The 22,684-nt window shown below is 54.1% G+C and carries 17 protein-coding genes; 13 read left to right on the plus strand and 4 right to left on the minus strand.

Annotated elements, in window-relative coordinates:
- The first annotated feature begins 50 nt into the window (after positions 1–50).
- Together betA and E0F26_RS05165 are read left to right on the plus strand one after the other, a co-directional pair.
- The gene (betA, locus tag E0F26_RS05160) at positions 51–1,760 is read left to right on the plus strand and encodes a choline dehydrogenase (RefSeq protein WP_279242975.1); all 1,710 of its coding nucleotides are present in this window, start codon (positions 51–53) and stop codon (positions 1,758–1,760) included.
- Positions 1,760–2,878 (plus strand): BCCT family transporter, encoded by a 1,119-nt coding sequence (locus tag E0F26_RS05165; RefSeq protein WP_279242976.1) that lies wholly within the window; start codon positions 1,760–1,762, stop codon positions 2,876–2,878. The genes betA and E0F26_RS05165 overlap by 1 nt, the downstream gene beginning before the upstream one ends.
- Positions 2,879–2,894: 16 nt before the next feature.
- Here the strand turns inward: E0F26_RS05165 and E0F26_RS05170 are convergent, their stop codons facing one another.
- Positions 2,895–4,253, minus strand: coding sequence for an FAD-dependent oxidoreductase (locus E0F26_RS05170; protein ID WP_279242977.1), 1,359 nt, complete (start codon positions 4,251–4,253; stop codon positions 2,895–2,897).
- 225 nt (positions 4,254–4,478) lie between these two features.
- Between E0F26_RS05170 and E0F26_RS05175 the strand changes: the two genes are divergently transcribed.
- Complete coding sequence (locus E0F26_RS05175; RefSeq protein ID WP_279242978.1) at positions 4,479–5,978, plus strand: BCCT family transporter; 1,500 nt, start codon at positions 4,479–4,481, stop codon at positions 5,976–5,978.
- A 21-nt stretch (positions 5,979–5,999) separates the two neighbouring features.
- Positions 6,000–7,670, plus strand: a complete 1,671-nt coding sequence (locus tag E0F26_RS05180) for a carboxylesterase/lipase family protein (protein WP_279242979.1) — start codon at positions 6,000–6,002, stop codon at positions 7,668–7,670.
- A gap of 41 nt (positions 7,671–7,711) precedes the next feature.
- Here the strand turns inward: E0F26_RS05180 and E0F26_RS05185 are convergent, their stop codons facing one another.
- Complete coding sequence (locus E0F26_RS05185; protein WP_279242980.1) at positions 7,712–9,271, minus strand: molybdopterin-dependent oxidoreductase; 1,560 nt, start codon at positions 9,269–9,271, stop codon at positions 7,712–7,714.
- 21 nt (positions 9,272–9,292) lie between these two features.
- Positions 9,293–9,868 (minus strand): LysE family translocator, encoded by a 576-nt coding sequence (locus E0F26_RS05190; protein WP_279242981.1) that lies wholly within the window; start codon positions 9,866–9,868, stop codon positions 9,293–9,295.
- A 392-nt stretch (positions 9,869–10,260) separates the two neighbouring features.
- Here E0F26_RS05190 and E0F26_RS05195 point away from each other — a divergent pair, with 392 nt between their 5' ends.
- The 4 genes from E0F26_RS05195 to E0F26_RS05210 all read left to right on the plus strand — a co-directional run bounded on the left by E0F26_RS05195 (position 10,261) and on the right by E0F26_RS05210 (position 15,890).
- A complete protein-coding gene (locus tag E0F26_RS05195) occupies positions 10,261–11,463 on the plus strand; it encodes an acyl-CoA dehydrogenase family protein (RefSeq protein ID WP_279242982.1) in 1,203 nt (400 codons plus the stop codon).
- 17 nt (positions 11,464–11,480) lie between these two features.
- Positions 11,481–12,539, plus strand: coding sequence for an acyl-CoA dehydrogenase family protein (locus tag E0F26_RS05200; protein WP_279242983.1), 1,059 nt, complete (start codon positions 11,481–11,483; stop codon positions 12,537–12,539).
- A 2-nt stretch (positions 12,540–12,541) separates the two neighbouring features.
- Positions 12,542–14,209 carry a carboxylesterase/lipase family protein gene (locus E0F26_RS05205; RefSeq protein ID WP_279242984.1) on the plus strand — a complete coding sequence of 556 codons (1,668 nt, stop codon included), beginning with the start codon at positions 12,542–12,544 and terminating at the stop codon, positions 14,207–14,209.
- Positions 14,210–14,303: 94 nt separating this feature from the next.
- On the plus strand, positions 14,304–15,890 hold the full coding sequence (locus tag E0F26_RS05210; protein WP_279242985.1) for an amidase: 1,587 nt from the start codon (positions 14,304–14,306) through the stop codon (positions 15,888–15,890).
- A 20-nt stretch (positions 15,891–15,910) separates the two neighbouring features.
- On the opposite strand, the gene E0F26_RS05215 is transcribed toward E0F26_RS05210, so the two are convergent.
- The gene (locus E0F26_RS05215; RefSeq protein ID WP_279242986.1) at positions 15,911–17,848 is read right to left on the minus strand and encodes a class I SAM-dependent methyltransferase; all 1,938 of its coding nucleotides are present in this window, start codon (positions 17,846–17,848) and stop codon (positions 15,911–15,913) included.
- 325 nt (positions 17,849–18,173) lie between these two features.
- Here E0F26_RS05215 and E0F26_RS05220 point away from each other — a divergent pair, with 325 nt between their 5' ends.
- The 5 genes from E0F26_RS05220 (at position 18,174) to E0F26_RS05240 (ending at position 22,678) form a co-directional block, all read left to right on the plus strand.
- Positions 18,174–18,962, plus strand: a complete 789-nt coding sequence (locus E0F26_RS05220) for a hypothetical protein (protein WP_279242987.1) — start codon at positions 18,174–18,176, stop codon at positions 18,960–18,962.
- Positions 18,963–19,304: 342 nt separating this feature from the next.
- Positions 19,305–20,150 (plus strand): enoyl-CoA hydratase-related protein, encoded by an 846-nt coding sequence (locus E0F26_RS05225; protein ID WP_279242988.1) that lies wholly within the window; start codon positions 19,305–19,307, stop codon positions 20,148–20,150.
- A gap of 10 nt (positions 20,151–20,160) precedes the next feature.
- A complete protein-coding gene (locus E0F26_RS05230) occupies positions 20,161–21,441 on the plus strand; it encodes a dipeptidase (RefSeq protein WP_279242989.1) in 1,281 nt (426 codons plus the stop codon).
- Between the two features lie 73 nt (positions 21,442–21,514).
- On the plus strand, positions 21,515–21,748 hold the full coding sequence (locus E0F26_RS05235; RefSeq protein ID WP_279242990.1) for a hypothetical protein: 234 nt from the start codon (positions 21,515–21,517) through the stop codon (positions 21,746–21,748).
- Between the two features lie 81 nt (positions 21,749–21,829).
- Positions 21,830–22,678: a thrombospondin type 3 repeat-containing protein gene (locus E0F26_RS05240; RefSeq protein WP_279242991.1), complete on the plus strand. Its 849-nt coding sequence runs from the start codon at positions 21,830–21,832 to the stop codon at positions 22,676–22,678.
- Positions 22,679–22,684 lie beyond the last annotated feature (6 nt).

Genomic DNA, 22,684 nt, shown 5'->3' on the forward strand with positions numbered 1-22,684 from the left:
AATCTGTGCTTGTAGAGAAAAACAGGGAATAAAAAGAAGAGATTTTCGCGGTGGCACAAACATACGATTACATTATTGTCGGCGGCGGATCAGCGGGCTGTGTTCTGGCAAATCGGCTCTCCGCGAACAGCGAAGTCTCGGTTTTATTGCTGGAAGCCGGTGGCAGTGGTCGGAGTATCTTTGTTGATATGCCCAGTGCGTTCGCGATTCCCATGGCGTCAAAAGAATTTAATTGGGGCTTTTTTAGCGAGCCCGAGCCCGGTCTTGACGGTCGCCCAATGGATGCCGCTCGCGGTCGCGGTCTGGGCGGATCATCTGCAATCAATGGCATGGTCTATGTTCGTGGACACCCCGGTGATTTTGATGAGTGGGAGATGCTGGGAGCTGAGGGTTGGAACTACGCCAGCTGTCTTCCCTATTTTCAGCGTGCGGAGACGTGGATGCACGGTGGCGACGATTATCGGGGTGGCGACGGCCCGGTGGGAACCTGCAATGGCAATAACCGCAAAAATCCGCTTTATCAGGCTTTCGTCGATGCCGGCGAGGAGGCTGGGTATGGTCTAACCGATGACTACAATGGTTTCCGCCAAGAAGGGTTTGGCCCCATGCATATGACCGTCAAAGGTGGCATGCGGTCCTCGACCCGACGGGCCTATTTGGAGGCCGCGCGATCTCGCCCCAACCTCACCGTGATCACACGAGCTGAGGTCGAATGTGTCGGACTTGAAGCAGGCGTTGCAAGAACGGTCGCATACTGGCGCCACGGATCTCGTCAGGAGGTCGTAGCGAAACAGGAAATCATTTTAAGCGCAGGTAGTATTGGCTCACCCAGTATTTTGCAGCGCTCAGGTATTGGCCCACGCGATGTACTCGAGAAGGCAGACGTCTCCGTTATCCATGAGTTACCGGGGGTGGGTGCCAACCTGACCGATCACCTAGAGGTCTATTTTCAGTATCGTTGCAAGGCACCCATCACGCTCAACGGCGCGTTAGATCCTTTGTCAAAACTAAAAATCGGCGCACAGTGGCTCCTTACCAAAACGGGCCTCGGTGCCAGCAACCATTTTGAGTCTTGTGGCTTTATTCGAACACGCGCAGGCGTTGCATGGCCGGATATCCAGTATCATTTCTTACCCGGTGCTGTCCGCTATGACGGAAACGCCGCATTTGATGGTCACGGGTTCCAGGTCCATGTGGGTCCAAATAAACCCGAGAGCCGGGGCCATGTTCATATCCGCTCTCGCGATATACGGGAAGCCCCCGAGATTGTGTTCAATTACCTCGCCACCGAGAAGGATCGTGAAGATTGGCGTATTTGCCTTCGGCTCACCCGTGAAATTCTGAATCAACCCGCTCTCGATGGTTTCAGAGGGGCTGAAATCCAGCCGGCAATCGATCTGTCTGATGACGAGGCTGTCGATGCCTGGGTGCGCGACAACGTTGAGACCGCCTACCACCCGTCATGTAGTTGCCGCATGGGGGGGGCTGACGACGCCCTTGCCGTTGTCGACGCAAATTGTCGTGTTCGCGGGGTCACAGGACTTCGGGTCGTTGATTCGTCTGTCTTTCCCAGCATTCCCAACGGAAACCTTAATGCCCCGACGATCATGGTCGCCGAGCGCGCTGCCGCGCTTATTCGAAATGAGACGATGCTGGCGTCTGACGCTAAACGTTGGCAGCCAACTGATTGGCAGTCCACCCAGCGCGAGGGGTCAGCTCAGCGGCCTCTGGATACAGACATGTTGAGTGCTGCGCGTTGATGACCGTGCTGTCGATGGCCATGGCCATAGCACTCGCCACGACCGCCTATGTTGTTCTTCGGTGGCCGCGCTTTCGCTGCTTTGGTGACACGCCACTCCCGAGGGCCACATTTCTGGCCATACTGTTCACTTCAGGGCTCGACGTTGGACTCATCATGTTTCCCCTTATTGACTTTGAGACCTATGCCACCGGCGTGGACTATCAATTTGCCAGTCCCCTCGTCATCGAGTTTGGTTTTTGGGGCGGTTTAGTCTGGGGTTTTTATATACTCACGACATTGTATTTTTGCGCGTTGGAACCGCGCCTACAGCTATTTCAGCGACCTGCTGTGAAGTTCGTGCATAACCTCGTAGTGATTGCGACCTGCGCATTTACCGCCTACTTGTTCCTCGCGTATTTACCCTCTTATTTGCCCGGTATCAGCCAGGCGGTTACCTATTCGCTGGTTGTGCTCGTCGTGGGTTTAGCCGTTCTCTCAAGTACCCGGCTGACTGTCCTCAAATACTTAAGCGTTGGCTCGACGCTGTTGTTTTTGTGTCTCATCGGCGTGGTCTGGTTGGCGTCCGGTGTGGGACTTCGTCAGGCATGGAGTGAGCTCGCAGGGCTCAGTGCCTACGGACAACACCTCGGTCGTTTCCTTACGCCAATAAACGATTACCACGGTTTTTATCTCAGCTGGTGGTTTGCCTGGTCAATCATGATCGGACAGTTCGTTGCGCGATTTACGAATGGCATCGAGGCGTGGAAACTGGCGCTGGCGGTTCTGATCATCCCGTCTATCCCCATCGCGCTATGGTTTAGTGTGCTGTTTGGGCTATTCAAAATCGGGCAGCCGATGGCTACGGGCCTTAATTTAATGATGATGGGCGTAGGTGTTCTTTTCGTTATTAACTCGCTCGATTCGCTGACTCGACTTTATGCACAGAACCTCGATTGGACGGCAGAACGCTTAGGCTTTAAGACCTACATGCTGGCTCATATGACCTTACTTCTGGGCTTGGTTGCGTTGTATCAATTCACACCGCTTAAAATCGAATGGATTGGAATGATCGTTATCGCACTCTATGCGGTAGTTTATGTATTGATCCTCCGACATCGTGCGCTACTGAGTGTCTGAGACAGGTGTCGGGTTGTCAGTGTAGCCTCGCGCCTTGACGTTTGAGCTCTGTTTGAAGGGCAGAGACTGAAAGGCCTTCAAAACTATCGTTGTGCTTTACGGACAACGCTGCGGCGGTTCCAGCCGCCTGCCCGGTTACAGCACAACACATCATATTGCGTGTGGCGGCATGGCTTACCTTGTCGCCTCCGGTAATGCGCCCTGCACAGATCAGGTTTTTTACACCTTTTGGCAATAGGGTTCGGTAGGGGAGGTGGAAGTACCGTCCCGTAGTGGGGAGGATTAAAATCCCGTAACCGTCTATAAACTCAGGGAAAATACCCACGGACTCTTCAAAGCGCGCTTGCTCGCGCACGTCTAGCTCGGTCATGTTGTATGCGGCATCGATCTTGCGCGTGTCACGAATGCCCAGCGTCATGCCAAAGTTTCGCAATTTCGCGTTCTCACAGCCGGGTTGAAAGGCCTTAAGCGCATCCACCGCCATCATCGCTTGGCGCCGCCCCTCCATTTCGCCGCGTGTCAGGTCATTAGGATCAGTCCCGTCATACCCGAGAAGGTGCACGAGGTTCATGTATGTCAGGTCGCCTGTGTCATACAGTGCGCCCCATGTGCCTGAAATGGTATCGAGGCTTTTAGGGATCAAACCCTCGTTGCGTGCTCGCTCGAACGGTTTTCTCAGAAAAGGCGAGAACATGTCGTCTTCTTTGCCTGTCGTTTCGATCGTCCACTGGCCGTATGCCCAATCGGCATAAGTATGAGGCTCCGCTTTGACGTGTTCGATAAATCGCTGCTTTTCAACGCCGGTGAGGGAGAACATTACGGAGGCACCAATCATCTCCTCTTTGGGTTGCTTGATCGTTAGCGCGCCCGCTCGGTGAGCGACATCCGCATCACCCGTAGCGTCGACAACCCGTGAGGCCATAATCGCCTCACGACCGGCTTTGCTCTCAACGATTGCACCCGTGATGCAATCGCCCTCCATAACCGGCGCAACAAAGAGGCGATGGAGCATGGGTGTTATGCCTGCCTCAAGCACGAGGTCGTCTGCTACTGCCTTAAATGCCTCGCCGTCAATGGCATGGCTTTTCGACTGTGGCTCGGCCACCGATGCGCCAGCGGCTTTGGCCCGCTCTTCAAATTCAACACCAATTCCCTCGCTGTCGATCGTGGCATCGTGACGATACCAAGCAAAGCCCTCGACCCCCACGGCGGTGATGTTGCCCCCAAAGCAACCAAAGCGCTCCAGGAGGGTAACTTGCACACCTGTTCTTGCGGCCGCGATAGCGGCGGCTAGACCTGCGGGGCCGCTGCCAATAACCAGTACGTCGGTTACGTGGACGACATCAATTTCCCGTGCAGGTTCTGTAATTTTCATAATTCGCTCTCGGGCAAAATAAAGGTGCGGCCCATCCTTCAAAACGCATCTGGATGGCACAGCCAGGCCATAATTATTGAGAATACATTTTTTAAAAGGGCCTTTATCTAACACCCCGGCGTGATGCGCCGGGCCAGGGGTGTCAGCCAAAAACGGGTCGACAGATCTTATTTCTAAAATACGTTACCCTCTTTGCACTCTATAAAAAAAAACTGGGATGTTGCTATGGCGCCGGCGGTAGATCGCGTTAATTTTGTTCTAACCCTCTTTGTAATGTTGGGGCTTGCGGTTCCGCTGTTGTTATTTCCCGAGGCTAGCTCGCTGGCGCTGCAGACCTCTTACGATTGGATCGCCGAGACCTTCGGGTGGCTTTACATCCTGACGGCTATATCGGCTTTTGGTTCGGTGATTTTCATCGCATTTGGGCCCTACGCGAAAGTCACATTAGGCAAAGAGGCGCCCGAATTCAGCACGGCAAGCTGGGGTGCCATGCTGTTTGCCGCCGGTATTGGCGCAGGGATGATGTATTGGTCCGCCATAGAGTGGTCTTTTTATGTCGACGCCCCACCCTTTGGTGCGGCGCCAAGATCAGCGGAGGCGTACGTATGGGCCTCGTCGTTTGGGCTTCATCACTGGGGAATAGTGGCTTGGTCCTTCTACTGTCTACCGACCCTTGCCATCGCTTATCCTTTCTACGCGCGAGGTGTTCCTAAGCTTAAGTACAGCATTTCCGCATCTCACTTCATAAAGGGTGGGGAGTCCTCCATCGGCGCGCGGTTAATGGATAGCTTTTTCATGATTGCGCTAGTGGGCGGCATTGGCAGTTCGTTGGGCTTTTCAACGCCACTTATTGCCGCGTTACTCTCGCGACTCACGGGTATACCGACAAGTTTCGGTATGGAGCTTGCGGTCGTAGCTGTCTGCGTTGCCATGTTTGGCACCAGCGTTTGGCTCGGGCTTACCCGGGGTATTAAGCGCCTGAGTGATTTCAATATGGTGCTTGGGTTTGTGTTGCTTGCGGCGGTTTTACTCGCAAGTGATACGGTCTTCTTACTTCGAATGGCCATTAATTCGATAGGGCACACGCTGCAGAACACGGTTGGCATGATGTTCTGGACCGACCCGATCAATAACACCGGGTTTATTGAAGATTGGACGATATTCTATTGGGCGTGGTGGCTCGCTTACGGCCCATTTATCGGGATTTTTGTAACCCGTATCTCAAAAGGGCGGACATTACGTGAAGTCGTGCTCGGTATGCTGGGAATGGGTTCGCTCGGTGTGTGGTTGTTTTATCTGATTGTCGGTAACCATAGTTTGGGTCTTCAGCTAAGGGGTGAGGTTGATGTGCTGGCGGTCCTCGCTGAGTCTGGCGGCAACCAGGCAATTATTGCAGGTCTTGACGCCTTGCCGTTTGCAGCTGTCTTCGTTGTAGCCTTTATTCTTCTCACCAGTATCTTCACCGCGACGAGTTACGACAGCGCATCCTATGTGCTTGCGGCCAGTGCATCGAAGTCAATGAAACCGTCGGAAGATCCTCCCCGGTGGCACCGCGTTTTTTGGGCGGTGGCGATTGCGATATTACCCATAGCCCTAATGTATGCAGGTGGGCTCAAGGAGGCGCAGACGGTTGTGTTGGTGGTATCTCTTCCTCTCGTGTTCACGTTTTGGCTCTCTGGTATCTCGCTATTGCGATCACTGAAAGAAGATGCGCCTGAAGGCTGAGAGCTCGAGGACTTCGGAGTAATGGGCACTTATCCTCGCAGGCTTGCCCTGCGCGTTTTGGGTGTCTGTTTGAGCGGCTGCTGTTTAATAGGCTGCGAGGCCACAGGCGATAGGGCAAGCGGCCCTGACAATCGCGAGGCGGAACCCGCGGTTGGCCGCCCTATGACGCCCGTACCTCAGGTGACAAGCCAGGGAATCACTTACCGCGGTATCTTTACTCACCACAGTACAGATCAGAGCACGAATCAGAATGTAGATCAGAGCACGGGTCATGGTGTCGCCCGCTTCGCGGGCATCCCCTTCGCCGCGCCACCCGTTGGCAAGTTGCGTTGGGAGCGTCCTCAGCCTCTTGTGCCCGCTGCGAATTCAATTGATGCGACTCAATTTGCGCCCGCCTGCATGCAAACAGGCAGTGGTCTTGCGTGGTATCACGGCATGATGAGTCGTGTTGGTGTCGATCCGAGCTTGATGCAAGCGCCTGACTACGCAGAGGATTGTCTGTATCTCAATGTATGGACCGATCTCAGTATCACCCAAAAGAAACCCGTATTGGTGTTTATCCATGGTGGGTCGAATACCGGTGGTTGGAGCTACGAGCCAAACTACCATGGCGAGGCGCTTGCGAGAGAGGGCGTGGTGGTGGTTACGGTCGCGTATCGGTTGGGGGTCTTTGGCTGGCTTAGCCATCCCGATATGTCAGTTCAAAATGTCGGCTTGCATGATCTTGCGGCCTCATTGATGTGGGTCCGGGAGCATATTGAAGATTTCGGGGGAGACGCTTCACGTATTACGGTGTCGGGTGAGTCGGCTGGTGCTGACAATGCGCTGCACTTGGCACTAACGCCCAGCCTGCAGGACACGATTGCCGGCGTTATTCATCAGAGTGCTGGCTGGTCTGCCACCAGTAGTTTATCGCCACAGGCTGCGTTCTCTCTCGGTAAAGCGTTTGTCGAACACCATGTGGGGCCAAGGGGGCGTTTTAGTGATCTCAAGTCGGTACCGGCAGATGCGCTTCTAGAATCGCAGCAATCACTTTTTTCGAATCATTACTTCAGCCCGATACGTGATGTCGAAACGCTTCCAGTGACGCTTGAGACCCTGATAAAGTCAGGCGATTTACCGGCAATAAAGCTCTTAATCGGATCCAACCTCAACGAAGCGCTGATGTATCTCTCGGCAGACGCGTCGCTCAAAGAGGTACTCGATGAGCGCGTGCCTCAGGCGGCTCATACCAAGGTGGTTGCCGCACTGGGTCTTGAGTTAACTGAGCGACAACAGTTGGATCGACTAGCCTCTTCGCTTCAGTACACCTGCCCGTCTTTGGCCATTGCGTCCGCCGTAGCGTCGGCGGACGGTGAGGCCTGGGTCTACCGTTTTGACCGAGTTCGGGACGGGTTTGACCCGATCGGCGCTTACCATGGGGCAGAGCTGCCCTACGTATTCGATCGCCACGATGCGTGGCTACCAACCGACCAAACGGACAAAAACATCACTCAAGCGCTCGTGGGCTATTGGCGGGCGTTTATCGCCGCATCTGGCTCTGACTCAATCAAGACGGCTGTCCCAAGAGCCAAGGCGTGGCCTCAATGGGGACCTACTGAGCGAATTCTTCAGATAAACGGCTCGCTGCGAGTGGGACCTCATCCGGATGCCGAGCTGTGTAGGGTGCTTGCCCAGACCGGTGCCTTGTAGCGTGCCCTTCGTAACTATTTTCGGGTCAAAGGGCCCGGTCTCTACCGACCCTGAGTAATAAAGTCGACCAGTGCCGAAACTTCATTGTCACTTAACTGCTCGGCATAGGAGGGCATGGCACCAACACCTTGTGCAAGTGCGGCGCGGATCCGTTGCGCGTCGGGTTTCAGTTTATCGAGTTTAGGGCCAATGACGCCCTTGGCACCCGCCGCATCCAAGCTATGACAGGTAGCGCAGCTCGGTTGGGTTGCATGGTTGAAAAGCTGTCTTCCCAAACTTGCGTGTTCGCTGTGACGTGGCTTCGCTTCTTTTGCAGTGTAAGTGGCACCTGCACCGGTCGCGACCGTCTCTGTGGCCGTAAGTCGCGCAACGCCCGAGTTACTCTCACCTAATCGCGCTTCTGCTAGGGTGTTATCACTTACCGCGACCGACAAGCCGTGGTCGCGCCAGCCGTTGTGGCCATACCCGCGCTGATTTGCCGGGAAGTCGGCGGGCTGTTGGGCTCCGGTTTTGTCGGTGGCTCGACTGACAAGCAGGTATTCACCATTGTCGAGCTCAGTGTCCAGTGAAAAGGTGCGCCAAGCATTCGCACCCAAGTCAGGGCCGTACAACATCGCTTGTCGCCAGTTGCTCCCTCCATCAAGAGAGACTTCAACGCTCTCAATACCGCGTTCTCCCGCAAAGGCCACGCCGAAGATACGGTGTCGACCCGGGGGGATGGGTTGGCCGTCGGCCCCAGGGCTATTCACCCAGGACTTGACTGGCATGCGATACATCGATGGGTGACTCACGTTGCCACTCTTTCCCACAGGGCGAAGCCGATAGCCTGATTGCTGGATTTTATTGGATGACTCTTTCATTGTGGCAGCGAGGGTTCTCAGCCACTTCACATTGTTGACGCCGAAGTAGCCTGGAACCAAGAGCCGAACAGGTCCGCCGTGAACGAGTGGCAATGGTTCGCCATTCATCTCCCAAACAAGCAAGCAATCGTCGAGCCCTTTATCTAACGGTACAGAGCGCTCCACCGCGACGGTCTGTGGATCGATCCCCTCGGGTAACATCTCGCCACCCGTTCCAGTCAGGAAGGAGGCGTCATTATTAGCGCCGCCAAATTGTGCGAGGACATCTGCAACTCGAACGCCGGTCCATAGTGCACACCCAGCAGCTCCGACTGACCAAGGTGAACCGGACGGCTTGTGGTCAAAAAAAGCGCGACCGTTACCCGAACACTGAAGCACCGCAGCGACGGTGGTGGTCGGCAGTAATTTTAGGTCGGCAAGTGTGATGCCCCCCTCGGACTGACACCCTTTTACCTGAACGGTCCACGCATCTGGGTTGGCGACGAGGGTCGATTGAGGCATCGGCAGATTGTTGCGCACGAAAAAGTGACTGATCGGGGTAATAGGGCCTTGGCCATAAGCGTCCCGAGCGGTTTCAAGTGCTAAAGGCCGCTGGTTGTGCTCAATAAAGCGCGCTCGCGTCTTACCCGACGGCAGCAAGGGCTTAACAACCCCCCAGGCGACACTAGGGAGTGTCACTACCGCCATGGTCAGTAGTTTTAAAACGCTGCGTCGTGATGACGGATGTTCAACCGATTTCATTGGGACTATTCTCTGACGGCTTTACTGCATAACCGCCCACACGATGACGCCGAGTGTTAACAAAATCAATGCTCTGTGGACTATCAGACTTTGATCAAGCGCGCGGCTGAGTGCCGCACCGGCGAGACACCAAAGTGAGTGAAAGAAAAGTTGTGCGATAAGAAAGCTAAGAGGAACAATGACAATTCTCTCCCAATCAGTGGAGAAACCCTCGCCAAACTGTGAGAGCGCAAGCGTTGCCATCATCCAGGTTTTTGGGCTGAGCGGGTGCACGATGGCGCCCGTCCAAAACGAAAACCGATTTTGTGCAGATTGAGCAGACGGCGGTGTCCAGTTTCGAAGTGCCAGATAGGCCATGTAACCGGCAGAGGCGAAAACAAAGATGTCAGCGATGCCGGGAGAGGACTCCAGTAGCTTCATGAGTCCAAAGGCAAGCGCGATGTTCAACATGAGCTTGCCGACTAACAGTCCACCAATGAACGGAAGGGTTCGCAAATACCCTTGCTGTGCCCCCGCGGTCATGAGCAGCATATTGGCGGGTCCCGGTGTCGCTACCATGGCAATGATAAAGGCCCACAGGGCGAAGTAGGGATCCATAGGCATCTCATTTACTGGCATCTAGTCATGTGTTGTAGATGGTAACCGAGAGTCGCCGCTTGAGGTGAATGTGACCGGTTAATGCTCTGCCATATTGCCTGCTCGATGAGCCGTATCTGACTGTCTTGAAACAACCCAAGTGCACTTGCAGGCCGGAAAAGTGTTATTGCTTTTAGCAGTGCTCCGAAGGGGGGCATGGGCGATATGAGGGTTAGCATGGGGCGTCCGTTTTAACGGCGGGCCGTGAGAGGTCCGTGCTTTCGAACGGTTTCAATATCGTTCTATGTTGGTTGCGCTATAGTGCGAATTGGGCATTACAACTGCCTAGAAAAAGAATAAAAGAATAGCCAAAACAAGCTTGCACAACACCTTGAGCAACTTAGGGAGACGGTATGGATCTATCTTACGGGGCAGAATATGACGCGTTCCGAGAGGAAGTGCGCGGGTTCATTCAAGACAATAAAGAAAAGCAGCCACAGGCCGGCGACGGCATAAAAAGCCAAGCCATGCGTGAATGGCAAGCACTGTTGATCGAAAACGGCTACCACAGTCGAACCATTCCCAGCGAATACGGTGGCTTTGGCGCCGAGCCCGACATCATAAAGTCGCGCATCATTGCAGAGGAATTTGGTGCAGAACGTATGCACCGGGGCTTCAACGGTCAGGGGGTTACGATGCTCACGCCCGTCTTGTTGGAGATGGGTACTGAAGAGCAAAAGAAAGCCTTTGTTGAACCTACTATTCGTGCAGAGATGATTTGGTGTCAGGGTTACTCGGAGCCTGGAGCCGGTAGTGATTTAGCCAGCCTCACCACCAAAGCCGAGCTCGACGGCGATGACTGGGTGATTAATGGACAGAAAATTTGGACTAGCACTGCACACCACGCAGATTGGATATTTTGTCTTGTGCGAACAGAACCGGATGCACCCAAGCATCTGGGTATCTCGTTCCTGCTGTTTCGTATGGACACCCCCGGCATTGAAATCAGACCTCTCGTCGATATGACGGGCGATGCGAATTTTAACGAAGTCTTTTTTACCGATGTGCGCGTGCCGAAAAACCAAATTGTGGGCCAAAGAGGCCAGGGCTGGCAGGTGGCGAATGCGATCTTAGGTTATGAGCGCGGTTCTTTGGCAACGCCCGATGCGGCAGTCAATCGACTCAACGGAGTGAAGCGGCTGATGCGCGAGGAGAGCCTTAATGGCCAGGCAATGATTGAAAATCCTGTCTTTCGAGACCGACTACTGAGACTCGAGGGCCGCGTGCTCGCCATGCAATATAACGATATGCGTTTGCTCTCGGCGAAGATTAACAAGAATCAGGATGTGCGCTTGGCGAGCATGATCGTCAAGCTAATGGGTACCGAGCTGCGTCATGAAATCGAGTGTTTAGGCATCGATGTCATGGGCGAGATTGGCCTGAGCTATGGCGATAACCCCCATGTTCGCGGTCGTGGCTCGTGGCAGTACCAATACATGTTTTATCTCGGACTGATTATTGGCGGCGGCACCTCGCAGATTCAGAAAAATATCATCAGTGAGCGCGGACTTGGCATGCCCAAAGAGCCGAAAATTCCCGCGACGAGCGCCAAATAAGAGAGGGGGTCTGAAAAATGGAATTTGGATTATCACAAGATCAACTGCTTCTCGATGACAGTCTAAGAAAGTACTTGTCGACAGAAGTTTCACTCGAAAGCGTTCGAAAGGTCGCGGCGGGTGATATCTCTGATAACGACATGTGGCGTGGTCTCGCGGATATGGGACTAGCGGGCATGGTCATACCCGAGGCGCACGGGGGCGCCGAGCTCGGTATGCTCGATGCTGTCGCTGTTGCAGAGGCACTGGGTTACGCCGCGTGTCCCGGACCCTTTCTCAGTACTGCGATCATGGGTGCACACCTACTCAACCGCGCCGGGGCAACGGATCCACTCGCCGGTATGGCGAGGGGTGACTACCGTGTGGGCATTGCCTTCAGCGACTTCTTGGGGGCTCGAAAAGGCCGAGTGACCGAGGTTAATGGACAGTTATCAGGGCAGTCACTCTATGCACTGGATGCCGATGCGGATGCTTATTTGGTGGCTTTGACCGACGGTCGCGTTTACATGGTGGAAACGGAGCATCTAGCGCGTAAACCGCTTACGACGATCGATATGACGCGCAGTGTCTGTGAACTGAACTTTAATCAGACGCCGGCCTGTCTTGTGACGGACGATGCGGAGTTAGTTCGTGACACGGTCTACCGTGGCCGCAGCATTCAAGCGGCCGATACCTTGGGTGCGGCTCAATACATGCTCGATCAGGCCGTCGCCTATTCGTTAGACAGAAAGCAGTTCAATCGCGCGATTGGCTCCTTCCAAGCGGTGAAGCACATGTGCGCTGAAATGGCATCGCAACTCGAGCCCTGCCGTGCTTTTGCGTGGTACGCAGGGCATGCGTTTGACGAATCGGCCGACGATGCAGCAACCACGGCTTGTCATGCTAATGCGCATCTTGCCGAGGTCGGGCAGTTTGTGGCTAAAACGAGTACGGAAGTCCACGGTGGTATGGGCTTTACTGACCTTGTTGGCCTGCATTACTGGTTTAAACGAATTGGCTTTAACCGACAGCTGTTGGGCTCACCTGAGGCGGTTAGGCATGAAATTGCACTGTTGCAAGGCCTTTGCACCAGCTGACAATGGAGTTTGATTCACACAAAGTGGCAAGGCGAGAGGTGGCAGATATGCATGCTAACGCGATTAAAATGGTGAAGCGCTTAGCGCTACTGGTATTACTCTCACAATTATTGGGTTGTGGCGATGAATTCGGTGTTACAGCGTCTTCAGCGAGCGAGGTTAAGCAGCTTACTGAAGGTCAAGTAACGGGCATTGACTCACCGTTCGACGGCGCGATTACGGTTTTTCGCGGACTGCCTTACGCTGAACCACCGGTGGGTGACTTGCGATGGCAGGCGCCACAGCCACCTGCTAATTGGTCTGGCGTGAGGGTGGCCGATACATTTGCCGATAGCTGTCATCAACCGCGTCATTCCTCAAATTTCGTTTGGCGTCGCGAGGATTTTCCTGTCTCAGAGGACTGTCTCTACCTAAATATTTGGGCACCTGAGAGTGCAGAAAAATTACCGGTCATGGTGTGGTTTCACGGCGGGTCGCACGTCAGTGGGCAGGGCCACTCGCTGATTTTCGACGGCACCACACTTGCCCAACACGATGTACTGGTCGTCACCATCAATTACCGCCTTGGCCCGCTCGGGTTTCTCGCCCACCCATGGCTTTCTGAGGAGGCCGCGTCGGATTCAGCTGTCGGCACCTCTGGGAACTATGGGTTGATGGACAAGATTGCGGCGCTTCAATGGGTGAAGCGAAACATCGAAGTGCTTGGCGGTGACCCCCAAAACGTGACGATCTTCGGGCAGTCCGCGGGCTCTCAAAGTGTGTGCTCACTGATGACCGCGCCGAGTGCGCAAGGTCTCTTTCACAAAGCAATTGGCCAGTCTGCGGCGTGCGTGAATCAGTTAACGCAAGCGGATGCGAACGGCCATGAGCGCGGTCAGGCGCTAGTCGATGCATTAGGGGCGTCTTCCATTGAGGACCTACGCGGTGCTGAGCCTGATGCATTGCTTGTGGCAATGACCAAGTCAAATTGGGAGTCAGAGAGTCGCATTGTTATCGACGGGCGTGTGTTGCCAAGGTGGCCTCATGAGGTGTTTGCTGCGGGCGAGCAGAGCGATATACCCCTTATGCTCGGCTTTCTTGCCGACGAGGGCTACGAGCTTTTTGAAGTGGAGAGCGCCTTAACAGAAGCCGAACTACAGGGGTTTTTGGAGTATGTGGGGGGTAAGCGAGCGGCTGAGCTCAAGGCGGAATACGACGCGTCGAGCATGACGCCAGGTGAGCTCAAGCATGCAATCTCCACAGACTTATTCATGGCTTATGGTATGCGGCAGTGGGCCTCATACCACGCCGATGCAGGCCAAGATACCTACCTGTATTTTATGGATCACGTACCACCTGCGTTTCACATTTACATGCCAGATCAACCATTCTTGGCGCTTGAGGAGGGGCCCCGAAGCGGTGGGGCCTATCATTCGGGCGACTTGGCCTATGTATTTGGCACAATCGACAAGGTGGGTTATGACTGGACCGACACGGATCGCATGGTCTCAGCGCAAATGATGGCGTATTGGACCCACTTTGCGAGAACGGGTAGTCCCAATGTGCCCGGACAGTCTGACTGGCCTGCGTTTGACACTGTGGATCTCCACACCCGCGTTATAAATAGTGCGCCGACAACGGTGAACGGTGTGAGAAACACCATAATGAGCATATTCGCGAGCGCGGAGTAGAAGGGCACTGGGTGCCGAGGCCTATGGGTAGCCGCTTCAGCGACCTAAGGGCCGCTGTTGGTTTTTGTTAGTCGTTTTCACTGGGAGCGCATTTATGAGAAGACTATTCATCACAACATCGATCGCATTCATCCTTGGGGGCTGTGGTGCCCAAGATGAATCAGCGCACGCCACACAGGCTAAATCGGTCCCGACGGCGCCTGATGTGGTGTCGATGACACTACCTGAATTAAGTGTGGGCTTGGCGAATGAAGCGTTTTCGTCGGTCGACCTCGTTCAAGCTTACCTAGGACGAATTGAGCGCATTGATCGGGCTGGCCCTAAACTCAATGCGGTTATTTCGGTGAACAAAGATGCCCTGAAGCTTGCTCAAAAAAGCGACTTGCGGCGCGGAGAAGGGCGTGCGCTCAGTCCTCTCGATGGTATTCCTGTGCTGCTCAAAGACAATATAGAGTCTAGAGATCAGCTTGCGACCACTGCCGGCTCAACAGCGCTTCTTGACAATGTCACGGGGCGAGACAGCCCCCTTGTGGCGGCGCTTCGCGCATCGGGTGCGATTATTCTCGGCAAGACTAATCTGAGTCAGTGGGCGAATTTTCGGTCTTCCCACTCCGTTTCGGGATGGTCGTCAGTGGGTGGCTTAGTCAAGAATCCACACGTGCTAGATCGACAAGCCTGCGGTTCAAGTTCTGGGTCAGCGGCCGCAGCCGCAGCTAGCCTTGCAGCGGCGACGGTGGGTACTGAGACCAACGGCTCGATCATCTGTCCCTCGCAGGTAAATGGCGTGGTGGGACTGAAGCCTACGCATGGGCTTTTGCCCATTGAGCACATTGTTCCTATTGCGGCCACGCAGGACACGGCGGGGCCCATCACCAAGTCGGTGGTAGGGGCCGCGCTCATGCTGGATGGGATGACCGGGTGGCAGAACGATTACGCTGGTTCGTTGGACGCCAGTGTCATCAAGGGAATGCGCATCGGTGTTCTGGATTTTTCACGCAATGACAGCCCCCGTCTGAATGCGCAGTTCGACGCAGCGATTGCCCGAATGGCAGCCGCAGGCGCAACGCTTGTTCGCATCGAGGGAAATGACACACCACCTGAGTTCTGGGGAGCAGCGCGCTTAGTATTAGGCGCCGAGTTCAAGGTGTTCCTAACTGAATACCTGAGCGGATCACCCGCCGATATTCCCATTCGCAGTCTCGCTGAGCTCGTTGCGTTTAATAACGACAACGCTGAGGTCGAGCAGGCTGTCTTTGGTCAGGACATCCTCGAGTCGTCGCTGGATGCGCCCGCCATGGAAAGTGATACTTATCAGGACGCATTGGCACTGATCCGCAGAACCACCCGCGACAACGGTATCGACGCGCTACTTCGCGAACATGATATTCAGGTCTTAATGGGCCCCAGTGGTCCGGTTTCCCCACGAGTCGATGTCGTCAACGGTGATGTTTGGCCAGCTTGGGCGGGTGCAGGCGCAATGGCTGCCATCAGTGGCTACCCCAATCTGACGGTACCTATGGGGACGATTGCAGGCGTGCCAGTGGGTGTCTCGTTTATGGGCGGTCGTGGGGCTGACGCGCTGTTGTTATCTGTCGGAGTGGCCTTCGAGGCGTCGGGATCTGGATCTCCCGAGCCCCAATATAAGCCCTCAGTGGAGGCTGAGGACATGCGGGCGCTGTAGGCCCGCTTCATGACAAGCGATCAGTCCTCCGAAAGCTCGATGGGCGCCTCGTCTAGGCGCACCCAATGCCTTGCATCCAGAATGTACCGGGTTTGAACATCGTCAAGGTAGTCGAAAAAATTATGGGTGTGTCCCACGAAAAACCGGTTGTCTTCAACAGCAAAAATATCCCAGAAACGACGGTTATAGATGACGCACCCTTCGAGCTCATCTGACGCACACGGGTCATAATTATCAGGCCCGTTATTTCGGTAAAAGTTGATCGTCAGATTCTCAAATTCGTTAGTCCAGTCACCGGTATTGATCCGCGATTCACTGACGGTAACGATTCCGTCTCCATCTTGGTCTTCGGTCCATACACTGCGTGCCGTTCCATCCGCATTGATGTCGATCCAGAATTGAGAGTTACGATCGTCCAACCAGCTCCATTCGAGTGTGTAAACGCCGGGCGTAAAGGCATTCGCATCAACTTCACGTTTTCCGCCAAAGGCCACGTTCATTCCCACTACGAAATCAGAAGCGTCGCGTTCGATCACGCCCCACACTCGATTAGCAAGCGGCAAATACTCCAACGTTGTTCCATGCTCTGTGGTGATCAGGAGGTGGCCATCGGGATTGGCTCGCCATGAAAAGCTTCCAATCTCGGCGCCGGCTCCGGCATTTGCCGGATCAAAGATCATGAAGTCGAAAGTGATGTCACGACGGTAAAAACGACCATCGGGATAGTCCTCGGACCATCGACCCGGGATCGGCAGAATCCAATCTGAAATATCCGCTTGTGGTTGGTCAAAGGCATCACCGGTTGAGGCAAAAAATGCTTTTGCACCGCGGCCAGCGTCTTTGTCGTCGTATCTGTCGAAGGGCTGCGCCTCGAGAGCATCAGCATTATCTGGATAGCGCTTCATGAAATAGTCGACAATGTTGACTACATCATAATCAGACTGCTCAGATACAAAGGTTAAGTCTGTTTTCGTGAGAACGATTTCCTCCCTAACTTCTTCCTCTATGCCATCGCCATCGATATCAATCTTCACTGTCTTCGACTCAACAACCCAGTTGTCGTAATAAAGCTCGGTCGTTTTCTCCGCTTCAGTCCACGCAAACTCCCTCATCTCGTTCTGACTGTTGGTGAAGCGAATACCGGTGCCGTCGGGCAAGAACTGGTAGGCCGATGACCGATACCCTGGCTCAAAAATAAATACATTTTCGAGCGACGCCGGTCGCTGAAGCATGATCGTCGCGGCGCTCTCAATGGTTTCCATCTTGGCATCGACTTTTATGGTGCCCCCGGCGGCGTTCATCATTTCGACGGCGCTATGAAGTGCGTCAATGGAAGTTGCCAGGTCCATGGTGGTTGTGCCATCAGGAATCATTCCCGATTTCATATCAGGGTTGTTGATGGCTAGGCGGATGGCCGAGGATGCAATGAGGAGCTCTTCTGCATTGATATTTAACGTGGCGTTTCGCCACGCGACCGGCGAATCAGCCATAACACCGCTCTGCTCGATCATTGCCAGGCCAGCGGCTGCCGTGGTCATCTCTGAAATATGGGTTGCAGCGTACTCGTTGACCGTCAGTATATTGTCACTGCCAGCCAACGACTTCAGTGCTGATACCGCTCCGAGCACACTTTTAAATTCAATGAAGTCCTGACTACCCTGGCCTTGCGCATTTACGACTGCAAATCCGCTTTCGGAGACATCTTCATTTAAGGTGAGCTCATATCTACCTTGAGCATCGGTGGTTGTGGTGAACGTCTTCCCCGACAGGGAGAGGGAAACTAAGGTTCCCTGATCGAGGAAGCCAGGCACCGTACCCTCGATGACAAAGGGTGCTGGGGGTGTCGTTACGACAGGCTCGGGGGCACTGTCGTAGCCCGATCCGCCTCCGCCGCAGGCGGTGAGGCTGCCCGCAAAGGCAATAAGACCATAAGTAAATGATGTTGAGCGCGGGGACACGAGAGGTTCCTTATTTTAAGGTTACTAAAACAGATACGACAACGTATCTGATTTGGTGCGTAAAAACCTGCATGAAGAGGGCCGTTGTATTGGACACAAACTGAACTTCAGGGAGTCCTGACACCGGGAAAAGAGCGATTTTGCACTAAAGGGCGCGATCTGAGTTCCGCACCGAATGAGTGAAAAGGAGTCAAATCAGACACTGCTCAACGAAATTCATAGACAAGCTTGGTAAGCGATGTAGATTTTGGTTCGGGGCAGCGTTTGCGGTTCCACTTCGCTAACGTTCAGAGCTCCACAGACAATACTAATCTGGGGCAAGACAATGAAAGCATTTAAGCAAGTTGTATTAGGTTCCGTTGTATTCGCAATATCGCCGTTCCTAGCGGCAGATGACCACGCAACATTTACCGGAGGAATGGATCCCACAGAGCCGATGTCGGTTCAGGCGAATCTTTGCACGTTAAATGATGGCGTTTCTTTGAGTGACTATGAAAAATTCTTCGACCGATATCGAAAATGGGCGAAGAAAAATGACGCTGAGGTAGCGTCGGTCCGGCAGTTCCCCCTCGCTACCCACAACAATGCCATGAACCCCTATCCCGCTGACTTTGTCGATTTCTTAGTCACGGATTTTGAGAACGCGGGGACCTCTTGGGACAAGTGGTTGTCCGGTAAGTCAGGTCAGAAACTCAATGCGCAGTGGCAAGAGATGGCGTCGTGCAACGTTAAATTTGCACCGATGTTTACGATGTGGGCCGATGTGCCGGCAATGAATGCCGACAACGACCGAGTGGTGACGTGGAATTGGTGCACACGAAAAGACGGCGTGTCTCACGATGATCTAAATGCCGCTCACGCACAGTTTGTTAATGACAACCCTGACGGTATTGGAAACATAGCCTGGTTCATGATGTATCCAAACATTGGCGGAGGTGATGCAGCCGGTGAGTTCGCCCACGTCGTTGTTTATCCCGATATGGCAGGTTTGATGGAGCACCAAGAATGGTACGCCAAGGGCGGATGGCGCGGTCGGATGGATTACTACCAAATGGTGGACTGTACGGGCGAGGCGTTGATGACGGAGCAGGTTCTGGGTCGTCCCGGCGCTTAAGCCTATGGGCATTCTCAATAGCCGCGCTTGTCGCGGCTTTTTTATGCGGGCTTATTGAGGCGTGCTTACTTGTGTTGCGGGTTACCTGTGCGCGTCGGATGCCATGAACGCCCTCTAACATTGCATCATTGCACCCATTAGCTACCGAGGCGTCACAAGTGAACCCTCCTTTCGTTTATTCGGCTGTTGTTGGAAATGCACAGCGTGGGGTATCGAAGAGGGCGGCGTTTGAGACTTAACTTTGCACTCAGGGGTCGCGAGCGCTACCGTAGCGGAAATCAAAAAATAATCAGCGTTCAAATCTGCTGCGCTGGCATACAAATACCAAGAGGAGATCAACCCATGGCCTACGAATGCTTTGATTTAAATGTTTCAGAGGGCATTGCCCACATTCGTTTTAATCGTCCAGAGAAGGCGAATTCAATGATTCCTGCCTTTTGGACTGAACTACCGGCTGTGGTGAATGAACTCTCTCGCGATGCCGCGTGTCGGGTCATCGTGCTTTCTGCAGAAGGACGACACTTTTCTTCTGGCATGGATATCTCAGTGTTTACTGAGGGTGGCTTGGACGGTCCAGAGAATGGCAGTCGATTCGTGCGCGCGGAGGCGTTTAGGCATCACTGTATGGCGTTGCAGGATGCGTTCACTTGTCTTGAAGAAGCGCGAATGCCAGTACTGGTTGCAATTCAGGGGGCTGCGGTAGGTGGCGCGATGGACTTGATTACGGCCTGTGACTGTCGCTATGCAACGCGTGATGCGTTTTTCTCCGTCCATGAAACGGCAATTGGTATGACGGCCGATGTGGGCACCTATCCGCGCTTGGTGAAACTGATTCCAGAGGGGTGGGCGCGTCAAATGTCTTACACCGCTGAGCGAGTCAGTGCAGAGAAGGCGCGTGACATCGGGCTGGTTAACGATGTTTATGATTCGGCAGAAGACATGCTCGAGGCAGTCATGAATATCGCGCGTCAAATTGCCGCTCATGCGCCGCTTGCGGTTTCTGGAGCCAAGCGCATGGTGAACTATGCAAGAGATCACAGCACCGCTGATGGGCTTGACTACATTGCGACATGGAACGCCTCCATGCTCGATGGCGAAGCCATTCGCAACACGTTTATGGCGCAGGCCAAAGGTGAAACACCGCAGTATGAGGAACTATTGGCGGTGAAGAAGGCGGCCGGCGAGTAGCCGCTAACCCATGGGCAGCATGGTGAATAACCTCATAATAAAGGTGGTCCTGGCGTTTTTGACGGCAGTACTCCCGCTTGTCGCGTCGGCAAACCCTGACGAGGGACTTCTCGAGCGAGCGCGTGATATTCATGGGCAAAGTTTAACGCTCGACGCGCACGCAGATATTGAAATCCCGGGGAAACCCTCCATGTACGTGGGTCCAGACGGACTCTCGAAAGTCGCGCCACAAAAAATGCGGGATGGTCAGCTTGATGCGGTCGTAATGGCAATTGCCGTTGGACCCAAAGCGCGAACTGGACCCGGTTTCACCGAAGCGCGGCGTATTGCAGACGAAAAACTGAGGGCGGTTAAGGCGCTCGTTGAAGACACCCAAAATCAGACACGTCTTGTTACAAGCGCGGACGAGTTGCTGGCGACCGTCGCTCAAGGAGACCGGGCTATCATCTTGAGTGCCCAAAATGCGCTTATTTTTGGCATGGACGCCACCGCGATTGATCATTTTTACAGTCAAGGTGTTCGGATGTTCGCGCTGACACACATGGGGCATAACGACTTTGCAGACTCGTCTCGCCCCTTGTTCAACGCGGCAACGGGTGAGCGAGAGGTCAGCGCCGAACATGGAGGGCTGTCGGCACAGGGAGTCGAAGCCATCAAACGCTTTAACGCGTTAGGTGCCGTGATTGATGTCTCGCAGTTATCCACTGAAGCGACGCTACAGGTTGTGAGAGAGTCCCAAGCGCCAGTTGTTGCCAGTCATTCAAACGTGCGCGCATTAACCGATGTGAGCCGCAACCTGAGTGATAACGAAATACGGCGTATCGCAGCAATCGGTGGCGTGGTACACGTAGCGCCGTTTGCGGGTTATTTGTTTGATTCACAAGACCCCGCGATCGACGGTGCGATCCGCAAGATGCGCCGCGAGGCGGGTATCGATGAGGATTACCTGTATCCGTTTGAACTTTATTGGGAAATCACAGACCCCACGGTTAAAAGAACGTTTTTGCGTGGGGTGCGTGCTTTACTGGGTCCAATTTCACTCGACACGATGCTCGACCACATTGACTATATTGTGACTCTTGTGGGCGTTGATCACGTCGGCATTGGTACGGACTTTAATCATGGGAGTGGTATCCCCGGCTATAACGACGCCAGTGAGTCTTTGAACGTCACACTGGGCCTACTCCAGAGAGGCTATTCAGAGGCTGATATTCAAAAAATTTGGGGGGGCAACTTCGTTCGAGTTTGGAAAGCGGCAGAGAAGCAACGAACGATACCCAATGAGTCCTGAAGTCGAAGCCTGAGACGAGGTGAGTCTGCCTCGCCAGAAACGATAAAACGCCCGACCAGTCGACGCGTATCGTGTGCGTCCTCGGGCATTCACTCCCAACGCACCTGATTACCAACACCCAAAGCCCTTTTGGGGTACAAGCCGCTTCCCCATTGCAGTTATGGGTGTAGGTGTCGCAAGACTGAGGCTCGACTTCTTGGCGTCGTCAGAACTTGGCTTTGACGAACGACCCGAAGGTTCGGTATTGCTCGCTGTCAGCGTAGGCCTGCCGAACGGACCCCTCAAAACTGCCGACATGCTTCATTAAGTCAGGTCCGCCGAGGGCGGAGCTTTCAACGGCGCCGTCAACATTTTGTCTTTAGATAAGCGCTGTTCTTAGGTGGCTATGGTGACGCCTTCGCGTACACTCATTCCGATGACACCACAATTATTCAGACAGGGTTTGGTTTCGATCTTCGTTGCGGCGTTGAGTCTGCTTAGCGTGATCTCGGTTGCGGGGGTTCATGCAAGTGAGCCCAAGTCTGAGTCGGTCGTATCCACGCAGTCGACAACGCCGATCGCGCCGGAGATTATGTTTTTTATCCTAAAGGGCAATGGGGATGGCGGCGAAGACACCGTCCAAATTACAGATACAGACGCCGACGGTGTGGCGGACGCAGACGATCTATGTGCCAACACCCCAGCGGGTGCCGCGGTGAATGCGCAGGGGTGTGCGGACTCTCAAATCGATGACGATGGCGACAGTGTCACTAATGACCTTGATCAGTGCCCGTCGACGCCCACGGACGAAACTGCGGATGCCGTCGGATGTTCTCCCTCGCAGCTGGATTCTGACGACGATGGTGTATCAGATGACCTTGATCAGTGTCCCAATTCTTCTTCAGGCGTCGTTGTAGACGACTCGGGCTGCGAGGATACGAGTGGCTCCTTGCAAGATGACTATACACAGAATGTAAATCCGCTTATCGCCGATTTTCAGCGTGGCTGCACAAGTTCGGGCTGCCATGGCCGGGTGGGCGCACCTGGTGGACTGAGCTTATATGGTGCAAGTGTTACTGGTAGTCCTCAGCAAAACTACGACTCGATGGTCTCCTACATCGATCGCAGCAGTGCATCCCGACTCCTTGGTAAGTTATCAGGAACACTTGGTCATGGTGGTGGTGTTCGCTACGGGACTCAGACGTCGGGCTACCAAGTGATTAAAACATGGGCTGAGGCGGTTGAAGTGCGTCCGTAACCGATT

Origin of the sequence: Candidatus Paraluminiphilus aquimaris (assembly GCF_026230195.1) — a bacterium.
Lineage (GTDB): Bacteria > Pseudomonadota > Gammaproteobacteria > Pseudomonadales > Halieaceae > Luminiphilus > Luminiphilus aquimaris.

Excerpts from the sequence above, each read along its gene's own strand:
- E0F26_RS05165 (WP_279242976.1), top strand. The coding sequence starts at position 1,760 with ATGACCGTGCTGTCGATGGCCATGGCCATAGCACTCGCCACGACCGCC.
- E0F26_RS05170 (WP_279242977.1), bottom strand. The coding sequence starts at position 4,253 with ATGAAAATTACAGAACCTGCACGGGAAATTGATGTCGTCCACGTAACC.
- E0F26_RS05175 (WP_279242978.1), top strand. The coding sequence starts at position 4,479 with ATGGCGCCGGCGGTAGATCGCGTTAATTTTGTTCTAACCCTCTTTGTA.
- E0F26_RS05180 (WP_279242979.1), top strand. The coding sequence starts at position 6,000 with ATGGGCACTTATCCTCGCAGGCTTGCCCTGCGCGTTTTGGGTGTCTGT.
- E0F26_RS05185 (WP_279242980.1), bottom strand. The coding sequence starts at position 9,271 with ATGAAATCGGTTGAACATCCGTCATCACGACGCAGCGTTTTAAAACTA.
- E0F26_RS05190 (WP_279242981.1), bottom strand. The coding sequence starts at position 9,868 with ATGGATCCCTACTTCGCCCTGTGGGCCTTTATCATTGCCATGGTAGCG.
- E0F26_RS05195 (WP_279242982.1), top strand. The coding sequence starts at position 10,261 with ATGGATCTATCTTACGGGGCAGAATATGACGCGTTCCGAGAGGAAGTG.
- E0F26_RS05200 (WP_279242983.1), top strand. The coding sequence starts at position 11,481 with ATGGAATTTGGATTATCACAAGATCAACTGCTTCTCGATGACAGTCTA.
- E0F26_RS05205 (WP_279242984.1), top strand. The coding sequence starts at position 12,542 with ATGGAGTTTGATTCACACAAAGTGGCAAGGCGAGAGGTGGCAGATATG.
- E0F26_RS05210 (WP_279242985.1), top strand. The coding sequence starts at position 14,304 with ATGAGAAGACTATTCATCACAACATCGATCGCATTCATCCTTGGGGGC.
- E0F26_RS05220 (WP_279242987.1), top strand. The coding sequence starts at position 18,174 with ATGAAAGCATTTAAGCAAGTTGTATTAGGTTCCGTTGTATTCGCAATA.
- E0F26_RS05225 (WP_279242988.1), top strand. The coding sequence starts at position 19,305 with ATGGCCTACGAATGCTTTGATTTAAATGTTTCAGAGGGCATTGCCCAC.
- E0F26_RS05230 (WP_279242989.1), top strand. The coding sequence starts at position 20,161 with ATGGGCAGCATGGTGAATAACCTCATAATAAAGGTGGTCCTGGCGTTT.